We start from the raw sequence: 11,619 nt of genomic DNA on the forward strand, positions 1-11,619 counted from the left end.
ATGCGCCTCCTCATCGCGCTGGTACTTGGCTGTAGCGTGTTTGCCAGCGGCATCGCTGCCGCGGACGACGCACCGGTGATCGCCGTCTTCACCAAGAACACCACCAATCCCGCCTATGAGGCGTTTCGCATCGCCGCGGACAAGGCGGCGGGGACCGCGGGCGCGCGGACCATTCACCTCGTGCCGAAGCAGCCGGACAATGTCGACGAGCAGAAGGCGATGGTGGAGCAGGTACTGAAGGACCGCCCCAGCGTCGTCGTCTTCATTCCCGTCGACGACGTCGCGATGGTCGAGTCCGTGAAACGGCTCAACGAAGCCAGGATCCCGGTCGTGCTCGCGTCCAACCCATTGCCCGGCAGCTTCGTCACCTATGTCGGCGCGGACGATTTCGAGATCGGCTATCGCGAGGCGCGCTATCTGTTCGAGACAATTGGCGGCAAGGGCAAGATCGTGGTGATCAAGGGCACGGCGGGCGCGCCGACCAATCGCGAGCGCCTGCGCGGCTACAAGCGCGCGTTCGCGGAATATCCAGGCATCGAGGTGCTGGCCTCCGGCGTCGGCAACTATCAGCAGCCGGACGCCAGGCGCGTCATGGCGCAACTCCTGAAGGAGCATCCGTCGATCGACGCCGTGCTGTCGGCGAACGACAGCATGGCGCTTGGTGTGCTGGAGGCGCTCAAGGAGGCCGATCGCCGCGCGATCGTGATGGGCATCAACGGCATCCTGCCGGCCGTGAAGCAGATCGAGGCGGGCAACATGCTCGCCAGCGTCGACTTCAACATGTTCAAGATCGGCTGCACCGCGACGTCAGCGGCGCTGTGCTATCTCAGGCATGAGCCGCTGCCCGAGAAGATCATACTGCCCGCCGAAGTCATCGACAAATCGAACTACCAGTCCTGGCTGGTCCCGGTGCCGCAGCGGTCCTGTCCTGAGTGGAGCGAGATCGTTCGCTGAACCCGCCCCCTACTCCGACTTGATGTTCGCGGCCGCAACGACCTCGGCAAGCTCCCTGGTCTCCTTCGCGATCTTGGCCGCGTAGTCGGCCGGGCTGAGCACGGACACGACGCCCTGCGTCTCCAGCCGCTCCTGCAACACCGGATCCTTGGCGGCGGCGACGACCTCCCGGTGCAGCGTCTCGAGGATCGGCGCTGGCGTCGCCTTCGGCATGAAGAAGCCGACCCAGAACGAGAGGTCGAAGCCGGGATAGCCGGCTTCCGCGATGGTCGGCACATCCGGCAGCGACGGCAGCCGATCGGCCGACGACACCGCGAGCGCGCGCAGCTTTCCGGCCTTCACCAGCGGCACGGCGGACAAGGGATCGAACACCGCAAGCACCTCCTGCGCGAGGATGCCGACCTCGGACGCCGCGCCGCCGCGATACGGCACGTGGATCATCTTGACGCCGGCACGCTGGCTCAAGAGCTCCATGGCGAGATGGGCAAGGTTGCCATTGCCGCCCGAGCCGTAGGCCAGCGCGCCGGGCGCCGCCCTCGCCGCAGTGACGAGATCGGCGACTGTGTTGATATTCGCCGTCTTGGGATTCTCCGGATTGACGACAAGGACGAGCGGTGCCGACACGACGGTGGTGAGCGGTGCAAAGTCGCCCTGCGGGTCGTAGCGGATATCCCTGAACAGCGTCTTGTTGAGCGTAATAGTGGATGAGTTGCAGGCGAGGATGGTGTAGCCGTCACCTTCCGCATGCGCCACACCCTCGGCGGCGATCATGCCGTTGGCACCGGCGCGGTTCTCGACCACGAAGGGCTGCCCGAGCTTGTTGCTTAAGCGGTCGGCGACGATGCGCGCGACCACATCGACCGGACCACCCGCGCTGAAGCCGACCATGATCTTGGCCGGACGCGTCGGATATTTTTGCGCGACGGCCGCTGTCGACAGCGAAGCGCACAATCCGGCGATGACTGCCAGCAGGCGAGCCGTTCGGTTCATCCGTTCTCCCCCCCAGACTCAGCCCGCCTGTGCATATTGTTGGTCCGGCGCATTCGAGCATCATGATGAGCGGTCGCGCCGGATTTCGCAATCGCGTTTCCACGCGCGCAACGCTCCCCAGTTCCGCGGCACGGCAGGTGAGAGCCGCCCCGAACAAAAAACGCGAAAACAACCCCATGCAAAGTAGCAGGCAGCTGTCGGGACAAGGACTTGCGCACCGCGCAAAGCCATTTGACTCGTCGGGCAAAACACCGGCAGGATGGCACCATCGCGACAATCCGCTGGCGTCCACGCCTGCTAGCCCAGGCCGCCTCGACACGGTTGCGCGTAAGCCCTTCATCGACATCTCAAAAATCGCATCCGTGCGCAACGCGCGAGCGAACCGCCTCACGCGCAGCGAACCCACGCCTGCGCCAGCAAAGGACACACCGACATGACGACATCTCCAAAACGCGACCGCTCCTCGCCGATTGCGACAAACGACCGCAGCGGCCCCGCCACGAGCCCGCGCATAAAGCTCTACAAGCGGCGAATTGCGATCGACCACCCTGACCCGCAAGCCGGCGAACGGCTGCTCGCCGATGCGCTCGGCGCCGTCGACCGCGACGCGCTGCACGGCATCCTGAAGCAGTTGGTGAAGGTCAGCACGATCGGGCAACGGCCCGACGAAGCCAACCTCGCCTTCATGATTTCGATGATGAAGAGCATCGCGCCCAGGGATTCCATCGATCCCATGCTGGCGGCGCAGATGGTGTGCGTTCACGTCACCGCGATGCGTTGCGCCCATCATCTCGCCTGCGCCGGCGACCTCGCCGGCCAGGACAGCGCCTCGCGCGCCCTTGGCAAGCTCACGCGCATCTTTCCGGCCCAGGTCGAGGCGCTCAACCGCTACCGCAACAATGGCGAGCGGGCGATCACCGTGCAGAGCTTGTCTGTGCAGGACGGGGGTGAGGCGATCGCGGGGAGTGTCACGTCTTATGCCGGTACGACAGAGCAGAGTGCAGCGGGCGCAGCGGTGGATGTGCGGATGGAGCTGGAGCCCGAGGCCTACGGACAAGCGTCGCAGCACGCCGACGCCGGGCAAGGTGCCAACGCGTGATCGGCAACGACAACAGCAACACCGGCGCAATGCTGACGAGCCTGCGCTGCGGCGCCAAGACCCGCACTGGCTGCAGCTGCCGGGCGCCGGCAGTACGAGGCAAGTTGCGTTGCCGCATGCATGGCGGGACGTCGGGATCGGGCGCGCCTCGGGGAAATCGAAACGCACGGAAACATGGACTGTTTTCGGCACAGGCGATCCTGCAACGAAGAATGATTCGTGGAATGTTGAAGGAGACGCGACGACTGCTGCGTGAGCTGGAACGCTCTGAGTCCGCAAGGCCGGCAGTCGCTACGTGCAGACCGTGAAAGCACGCAGTTCGGGAAGCGTGACGCGTGGCGAATGGGAGCATGAGCGCCGAGGCCGTCTGTCGTTGGAAGAGCCCTTTACCCTGGCATGGGCCCCCGGCGGCTTGGCTTGGTCTGGCCGACGTGTCATTCTGTAGGTCAGATGTGCGGGGGAGCAGCCGTTTTGTACCGCCATATCGTTTTGCAGTGCTCGGTCGTAATCGCCGTCTTGAGCGGCGCGTCGGCAGCGTTCGCTGCCGACTCCGAACGGTGCCAACAGCTCGGACCTAGATTTCGAACCGCAAAACCACAGATCACTGCAATCGAGGTGTCATTGGCTCTATTCTCAGCAGCAGACGCGAATTGCATTGGCCTGGCAACTGAATTGCTGGACTATGGCGCATCGGTCGACGCGCGTGACCGGTTTGGTGCCCGACCACTTAGCCACGCCGCCAGGTTTGGCCACCTGGATATGGTCGATCTCTTGCTGGAGCACGGCGCTCCAATCGATGCACGCAATCTGGCCGGTGCCACGGCGCTATACTTTGCAGCCGAAGGCGGCCATGTGTCGGTTGCGCAGCGGCTTATGGATCGCGGTGCCGACGTCAAACTAACCGGACGCAGTGGGATTTCTCCGGTTGCCGCTGCCGCGTATGCCGGCAGCGATGCGATCGTTGAAGCGTTGCTCGCGCATGGGGCGGACGAGCGAGTGCCCGACGACACCGGCAAGCCGCCGATTGTCTATGCGGTAGCCCGCGCCCGGCTCGATATTGTGAAGCGGTTGCTGGCCCGGAATATCGATATCAACGCCCGCTACCCACATGATCTCACTCTACTGATGTGGGCTTCGGGCGCGGATGACAAGGTCCCGGAAACTGAGGCGATCAAGGTCGTTGCATATCTGCTGGACGCCGGCGCGCGTATCGATGACCGAGATGCCCGCGGCCGCACCGCTCTCATGACAGCTGCGGAAGGCGGCCGTGCGGAGGTCGCCGCTCTGCTGCTTGCGCGCGGAGCCGATCCTTCAATCAAGGACAAGGCCGGCAAGCGGGCAGCAGATCTGACCGCTTTGTCGTCGCTACGTGAGCGCCTGGCGGCGCCCTCAGCCCGATCTGAGTAGATCTCAGAGACCAGCCAGGTATTCCGCCAGTGCCGCGAGGTCGTCGGGAGGTGTGGCGAGCATCAGATCGGACATCCCGGGGTTATTGCCGCGCGCCCGGGTGCGGAAATCGGCAATTGTTTTGGTCAGGTATTCGCGGCTCTGCCCAGCCAATCGCGGTACGGTGCCAGTGCCCTGAAATTGATCAAGATGGCAGCCGGTGCAGCCGACCGAGCGCTCTGCGCGGAGAGCCCGGTCCGCAACATCCTTTGGCGAGCGCGGCTGGCCTAGGTCGGGCCACGGTTTGTTCGAGAAATATTCCGCAATCGCAAGCATGTCTTCCTTCTCGAACGATGAGGCGATCGGCTGCATGATCTCGCTCTTGCGGTCGCCCCGTTTGAAATCGCGGAGTTGGATGTAGGTGTAGCCGGATGGCTGCCCCCAGATAACGGGTATCGTTTTGTCGATCGGCTTGCCGTCCTGGCCATGGCAGCCGGCGCACACTTCGACCCTCTCGGCGATGCTTTGCGCAAGTGCCGGCCGCGGGCTTGCGCTCAATAATTCTCCGAGCGTGACTCCGCAAGGAATCAACCAACGCAACTTGCTGCTCATCGATTTCATTCCCGTGAGGCCTAACAGAAGCGGGGCCACAGTAGGCCCCGCTTCGCATTGTTGATCAGGCTCTTTCGCCGCTCGATCAATCGAGCGTGAAGGCGATAATGTTGTTGCCGCGCTTGAAGCTGACCTGGGTGTTGCCGCCCGCGCCGACCACGATGTACTGCTTGTTGCCCAGCATGTAGCTGGAGGGTGGCGCATTGACGCCCGCCCCGGCGCGAAAGCTCCACAACTCCTTGCCGTTGGAGGAGTTGTAGGCTGCGAACTTGCCATTGCCTTCACCGGTGAACACAAGACCGCCGGCGGTGGCGAGGATGCCGCCGATCATCGGCTCCGGCGTCTTCACCTGCCATTTGATCTTACCGGTGTTGTAGTTGACGGCCGTGATGTTGCCCGACTGCTGTTCACCCGGGATTGCGGTGAAGGCGCCGCCAAGCCACAACTTACCGTTCGGGTAGGGCGAGTTTTCGACCCGGTAGTGCATCGGCTGATGGAGGTTGATGGCGTAGGCGAGCTCCTGGGCCGGGTCGGTGGCGATCGGCGACCATTCGACACCGCCATTCGCACCCGGAAGCATGCGGGCCCCCTCCTTGGTCGGCAGAACCCACATGTTCTCCTGCGGGACCATGGCCTCGGAGAAGCGGATCATGCTGCAATCCTTCCGGTCGTGAACATAGACGTGACCGGTCTTGCCGGCATGGATCACGCCCGGGATGGTCTTGCCGCTCTTGTCCTTCACATCGAGCAGCACCGGTGGGCTAACCGCATCGAGATCCCAGACGTCGTGGGCGATGTACTGGAAGTGGCAGATGTATTTGCCGGTATCGAGATCAAGGGCAACCAGCGAGTCGGTATAGAGATTGTCGCCGGGGCGCGGTGAACCGTCGAGATCGGGCGAGGGATTGCCGACCACGAAATAGATCCGGTTGGTGGCGAGATCGACGGCCGGATTTTGCCAGACGCCGCCGCCCAGCCGCTTGTAGGGATCGCCGAGCTTGGCAAGCTGGTCCTTCTCGGCCTGGATGTCGCGGTGCATGTCCCGTCCGGTGGCGTCCTTTGTCGCCCAGACGCCGACCGAGTTTTCCGGAATCGTATCGAAATTCCAGACCAGTTTGCCGGTCTTCGCATCGTAGGCCCTGACGAAGCCGCGGATGCCGTATTCACCGCCGTTCGTTCCGATCAGAACCTTGTCCTTGACGACGGTTGGAGCCATCGTCTCGCTGTAGCCGAGCTCGGGATCCGCAATGTCGGTCTTCCAGACCACATCGCCCGTCTTTGCATTCAGCGCGACCAGCTTGGCGTCCAGTGTGGCGAGATAGACGAGATCGCCAAGAACCTGGACGCCGCGATTGTTGGGACCGCAGCAGTAGGTCGTTATGGGTCCCATCTTGTGATTGTAGTGCCAGAACTGTTCGCCAGTCTTGGCGTCGAGCGCATAGACGTGGCTGAACGACGTCGTCACAAACATGACGCCGTCGACCACGATCGGTGAAGTCTCCAGGGATTCCCTGACGTCGGTCTGAAAAATCCACGCGACGTGCAGGCCCTTGACATTGTCGCGATTGATCTGCTTCGCAGGGTGAAAGCGAGTCTGCGCATAGTTGACGTTGGTCAGCAGAAAGTTGGTCGCGTTCTTGTCGGCCGCGGTGAGCTGGGCCTGCGTGACCGGAGACACCTTCGCCTCGCGCGATACAGGCACGTATTCCTGCTTGACTTCTTGCTGAGCGTTACCGGGTGCTGCGAGCAAGCAGCCCAGGCCGAAAAAAGTGGCGAATGCAATAGAAGATGATCTATTCATGTTTCCGCCCCAGATTATTTGAACCGACACTTTGCACGCCGGTGCGATTCAAATTTGATCCGACGAGGGGTGTTTGACAAGGAAAAAGCTGCAAGCGACGGCTTTTGCAGAGACATCAGCCGCCACCGTTCGCAGCCGCGAGATCAGAGTGCGTCGCAATGTCGAAGTCTAACAATGTGATCCGCCGCCGGCTCATCACCAGCGTGCGCTGGTGGCTTCCCTGGACGGGCGCCGCCTAGCATTGGAAATCCACGAGCGCTCGCCATAGCCGTGTTTCAAACGGCCGGACTTTGGTGGGGTGATTTTAAGAGCTGACTTCTCGCGGCGATTATGCACTTCGGCTTCAGTTCAAGGGCGACCTCGCCGAAACGGCCGCTTGTGCGGCCAATAACGGACGTCACCGCACTTCACCACATTCACACCCGTGAGGAGTCATTGGGCAGCGGACGGCGCACTCGCGTCCGGCCGCGCGCAACAAATATACGTATCTAACGAATTGATGGACTTCGCTTCGCCCTCCCCATTCTACGACCTCGCCCCGACAATTTGCCCGGCCATTGTGAAGTACTTCACACGCTCGCTGTCGCCGGTATCGCTAGCTTGTGCACCTCAAGGCTGTGCTTGGCGCGCCGACCAGAACGAACCCCAACGGGGACGCTGAACGGACCGCCTGGGCCCATCTCAGTGAAACAGGGGGGCAGGTGTCATGGGGGCATTGAACCTTTCGCAGGTGCTTTGGGAAGAGCGACGGGCACTCGCGGGCGCCGCCCTGGAATTCGCGCCGATACGTCCGGCACCTGGCCCCTCGCCGACACCAACGCTGCCGGCATCCGGTACGCCGCCAGCGCCATCGTCGCCGCCGTCGGCAACATCGCCTCAACCTGCGCAAGCGCAGCAATCATCGCCGCCGCCGGCGGCACCGCTCCCTGGAAACCTCCTCGACATCTACCAGGCGCTCAACGCGGATGACCGGTGGGCCCTGTGCCTTTCCGGCGGCGGAATCCGCAGCGCGGCGTTTGCGCTCGGCATCCTGCAAAGGATTGCGGCCCTCGAGGTCACCTCGAAGCGCGAGGGCGAGAAGGCCGGCCCGGCTCTGACGCAGTTCGAGTATCTGTCGACCGTATCAGGGGGCGGTTATATCGGAAGCTGGCTATCAGCCTGGCTCTGTCAGGAGCGCAAGCTGCGTCCCCAGAGAGCGGCCGTTGGTGCGAGCAAGGCCAGTCAGGGCGATGCTGCACCGCCCGTGACTTCGGCACTCAACCGGCGATACAGCCTCGGTCAACTCAGGGATCACGAAGAAGCAGAGCCGGTTTCCAACCTCCGGCGCAACTCGCACTTTCTCGCTCCCAGCTTTTCAGCGATTTCTCCTGACCTGTGGAGCGACATTGCGAGCGTCCTGCGCAACCTGTTCCTGAACTGGATCCTGCTCGTCCCCCCCGATGATCCTTGCGGTGCTCATCACCAAGGCGCTCTGGTTTGCCGTGATCGATGCCCACAACATCACACGCGAGAACACGTCGGGGTGGTTCCTGGGTCTGATGTTCGTACCGACCCTCTGTTTCCTGGCTTCCTTGTCGTTCTCCGCCGCAAACCGTCCCGCACGCGGATGGATCAATGTCTCGCAACCCCGGTTTCTGGTTTGCGATCTGATGCCCTTCCTGGCAGGAGCGGCACTGCTGGTTTTCGTCTTGCACAGCCAATACGGTCTGTCGGTGCTCACGGACGTGACCAATGCCAGCGGGTTCGCATTCGTCCAGCGCCTCTATGCAACTCACCCGGACGCCGTCGTGATCTTTCGCGGCGGTATCCTTGGCGTGTTGTTCTTTCTCCTTTCCTGGCTGCTGGCGCCGGTATGGACCCTCATTTTCGGAGCATCGGCCCAGCCACAGCTCGCGGATCGTCCCAAGCATCCATGGATCGATCTTGGCGCCTGGTGCGTCGCCGGCGCGGCCTTCGGCCTGCTGGGCGCCACGGGTCTGGTTTTGCTTTGGCATTACGCACCGTCCGGCGTAGCCGCGGCAGCGGCCTTTGCCTGCGTGCTCGGGCTGCCCTGGATCGTGATGGCGCGCATCGTCGCCGACGTGATCTATATTTCGTTTGCCGAATTCCTGTCCGAGGTGGACGTGGGCCTCGAATTCCAGGCGCGGTCGAGCGGAATTTTCACGCTGGCCTATATCGGCTGGCTGCTGTGGTTCGGGCTCGTTCTTGGCGCGCCGCCGGCCGCAGACTGGGTCGCGAGCCACCTTGGCAGCGCGTTCGTCCCCTCGCTGGGAGGACTTTCAGGCCTGCTGTCTGTCGTTCTGGGAGCGAGCTCGAAGACTGGGGCCGCCGCCGAGCAGGCGTCAGGCTTTCGCCAGTACCTCTCACTCAACACGATCGCTGCGATCGCAGCCGCGATTTTCGCCGCAACCGTGGTTGCCCTGCTCTCCATCGCCTGGGACAGGGCGTTCCAATCCTTCGGGTTTGGCGCCGATCATCTGCCCTGGACCGTCGTGCTCGTGGCAGGCGGCTTGCTTGTCGCGCTGATCTACGCAGCCTCGCATGTCCTCAACATCAACCGCTACTCGCTCCACGGTCTTTACCGGAACCGTCTGGTTCGTACCTTTCTCGGCGCGTCACGCCACGAGAATGACCGTGACAAGACCAAGAATGCCTTTACGGATTTCGACAGCAGCGACAGCCCGTATCTCTACGAGCTCTGGGAGCATGGCGTTGAACCGCGAGGGACCAACTGGAAACCGTTCCATGTCATCAGCGCGGCACTCAACCTCGTGTCGTCCAAGAACCTGGCATGGCAAGAACGGATGGCGGCACCCTTCACGTTCTCGCCTCTCCATTGCGGCAGCGGCAGCGCGATATTTTCGGATGGCGCTTACCGGACGACCTATGCCACGATCGGGCAGCCGCATCCTTACGGCGGGCGACCGCTGGGCCTTACGCTTGGGACCGCCATGGCGATTTCCGGCGCTGCCGTGAGCCCGAGCATGGGCTACAACTCATCGCCGGGTGTGGCTTTCCTGATGGCGCTGTTCAATGTGCGCCTCGGCTGGTGGCTCGCCAACCCGCGCGGCGACAACCCCAAATATGCGAAGGTCAAGCCGACAAATGCACTCCGCCCGTTCTTCATGGAGATGTTCGGCCTGACGAGCGAGACCGAGCGCTGGGTCTACCTGACCGACGGCGGGCATTTCGAGAACCTCGGCCTCTACGAGATGGTTCGCCGGCGTTGCCGCGTGATCGTCGTCAGCGACGCGGGCTGCGACCCCGATTATACTTTCGAGGATCTCGGCAACGCGCTTCGCAAGATATGGATCGATCTTGGCGTGCGTATCGACCTGCATGGCCTGGACCACCTCAAGAAGCGCTTCAAGGAACGTCCGAGCCCCGCAACGGAAGCACCCTACTGGGCGATTGGCGATATTCTCTATAGCGACGCCGATGGCGACAAGTCGCAAGACGGACTGCTCCTGTACTTCAAGTCGGGGCTGCACGGCACCGAGCCCATGGGCGTATTGAGCTATGCGATTGCCCACGCGACCTTTCCGCACGAGACGACGCTGAATCAATTCTTCTCGGAATCGCAATTCGAAAGCTACCGCGCGCTCGGTTACGAGATCGCGGAACGCGCATTCGAAGCCGGCGGAGGTCTTTCGGCCGGCCCGGCCACCAAGGCGCAGCCGACATTCGTCTCGATCATCAAGAAGCTCAAAAGCCAGATCGGAGAAGAAGCGGCGGCAGATTGCGGCAATGCAGAGCAGCTCAAAGCCACGCCGCAGCATGGATTAAGGCCGCCCCCACCCGCTTGAAGGATCAAACGCAGCTCCGGTCAGCGACGCGGAGAGGTCAAGGCCCTTTTGCGAGCGCAGCCACCCGCACGGCTTTTCAACGGACTGCTATTGCTCGATCGTGGTACTTAGCACCAGCGACACCGTCCCCAGCGCGCACAGCATCCGCCGCACCCCGCGCAGCCACCGCAGCCACGCCAAGCCCCGCAACCACGGCAACCACCGCAACCCCGACAACCCCGACAACCGCGGCAGCCCCGAACAACGACGGCGGCTAGCTGCACGCCGCTGCCAACGTGTTCCCTATCGAAGAGATGGAACGTGGCGAGACTGACGTCGGCCATTTCCTCTTCGCCAAGAACGAAGCGCTGACTGGGCGAGATGTCATAAGATTGCGGGCTATCAGCCGCGGGTATCGTGGTTGCGGATGCGCTCCCCGCCAGCGGAAGACCCAGTCCCGCCAGCGCCGTCACGGCGGTGGCTTTGGCTCCGTACCTCCGCTTTGCAGTTTGATTTACCCGTTGCATGGTCGCGTCCTTCGCAAGTTGAAAGGGACAACTAGGCGTAGCAAGTGTACGTCTTCGCGAAGAATGCGATGTAAGGCATCCAGTTCCTCTTCCTGCGAGGCTTTTTTTTGATCGCTACCGAGAATCTCGGGTCGGAAGCAGGAGCGTTCCAGTCATCGCACAAGGCATGTGGAACCTGACTGCGGTACTGACCAACTGTCTGCGTTGCGCAGACACATACTTTTGTCGCCAAGGAACGCGATCGTGATCAAACGCGACGTCGGCACCGAAGATTGTGCCTGGGCGGAATGTCACCTCGTGGGCCCCTTAACAGACACTCACTCTTGCACCATCGATGTCCGCGTTTGAGGGGATTGTGTTGCAAAACTCGTTTCTGACTTGGGGCGAGCTTGGCTTTTGAGTTTCGGCGGTTTCTTTTGGTACGGGGTGCCGGCGGTTTCCGTTTTGCTTGTGCATTTCAGCACG

8 protein-coding genes are annotated in these 11,619 nt (G+C 62.4%); 5 read left to right on the forward strand and 3 right to left on the reverse strand.

The window, feature by feature from the left end:
- The gene (locus tag AC629_RS06975; RefSeq protein ID WP_084803993.1) at positions 1-954 is read left to right on the forward strand and encodes a sugar ABC transporter substrate-binding protein; all 954 of its coding nucleotides are present in this window, start codon (positions 1-3) and stop codon (positions 952-954) included.
- Positions 955-963: 9 nt separating this feature from the next.
- Here the strand turns inward: AC629_RS06975 and AC629_RS06980 are convergent, their stop codons facing one another.
- Positions 964-1,944, reverse strand: a complete 981-nt coding sequence (locus AC629_RS06980) for a Bug family tripartite tricarboxylate transporter substrate binding protein (RefSeq protein WP_084803994.1) — start codon at positions 1,942-1,944, stop codon at positions 964-966.
- A gap of 433 nt (positions 1,945-2,377) precedes the next feature.
- Here AC629_RS06980 and AC629_RS06985 point away from each other — a divergent pair, with 433 nt between their 5' ends.
- The 3 genes from AC629_RS06985 (at position 2,378) to AC629_RS06995 (ending at position 4,450) form a co-directional block, all read left to right on the forward strand.
- Positions 2,378-3,043 carry a hypothetical protein gene (locus tag AC629_RS06985; RefSeq protein ID WP_084803995.1) on the forward strand — a complete coding sequence of 222 codons (666 nt, stop codon included), beginning with the start codon at positions 2,378-2,380 and terminating at the stop codon, positions 3,041-3,043.
- Between the two features lie 29 nt (positions 3,044-3,072).
- Positions 3,073-3,351: an HGGxSTG domain-containing protein gene (locus tag AC629_RS49755; RefSeq protein WP_084803996.1), complete on the forward strand. Its 279-nt coding sequence runs from the start codon at positions 3,073-3,075 to the stop codon at positions 3,349-3,351.
- A gap of 163 nt (positions 3,352-3,514) precedes the next feature.
- Complete coding sequence (locus tag AC629_RS06995) at positions 3,515-4,450, forward strand: ankyrin repeat domain-containing protein (protein ID WP_168195412.1); 936 nt, start codon at positions 3,515-3,517, stop codon at positions 4,448-4,450.
- 3 nt (positions 4,451-4,453) lie between these two features.
- Here the strand turns inward: AC629_RS06995 and AC629_RS07000 are convergent, their stop codons facing one another.
- Together AC629_RS07000 and AC629_RS07005 are read right to left on the reverse strand one after the other, a co-directional pair.
- Complete coding sequence (locus AC629_RS07000) at positions 4,454-5,041, reverse strand: c-type cytochrome (RefSeq protein WP_245330502.1); 588 nt, start codon at positions 5,039-5,041, stop codon at positions 4,454-4,456.
- Between the two features lie 85 nt (positions 5,042-5,126).
- Positions 5,127-6,719 (reverse strand): pyrroloquinoline quinone-dependent dehydrogenase, encoded by a 1,593-nt coding sequence (locus AC629_RS07005; protein ID WP_245331736.1) that lies wholly within the window; start codon positions 6,717-6,719, stop codon positions 5,127-5,129.
- 1,574 nt (positions 6,720-8,293) lie between these two features.
- Between AC629_RS07005 and AC629_RS48355 the strand changes: the two genes are divergently transcribed.
- Positions 8,294-10,648, forward strand: coding sequence for a hypothetical protein (locus tag AC629_RS48355; RefSeq protein ID WP_245331737.1), 2,355 nt, complete (start codon positions 8,294-8,296; stop codon positions 10,646-10,648).
- Positions 10,649-11,619 lie beyond the last annotated feature (971 nt).

Source organism: Bradyrhizobium sp. NAS80.1, from assembly GCF_001908205.1.
GTDB lineage: Bacteria > Pseudomonadota > Alphaproteobacteria > Rhizobiales > Xanthobacteraceae > Bradyrhizobium.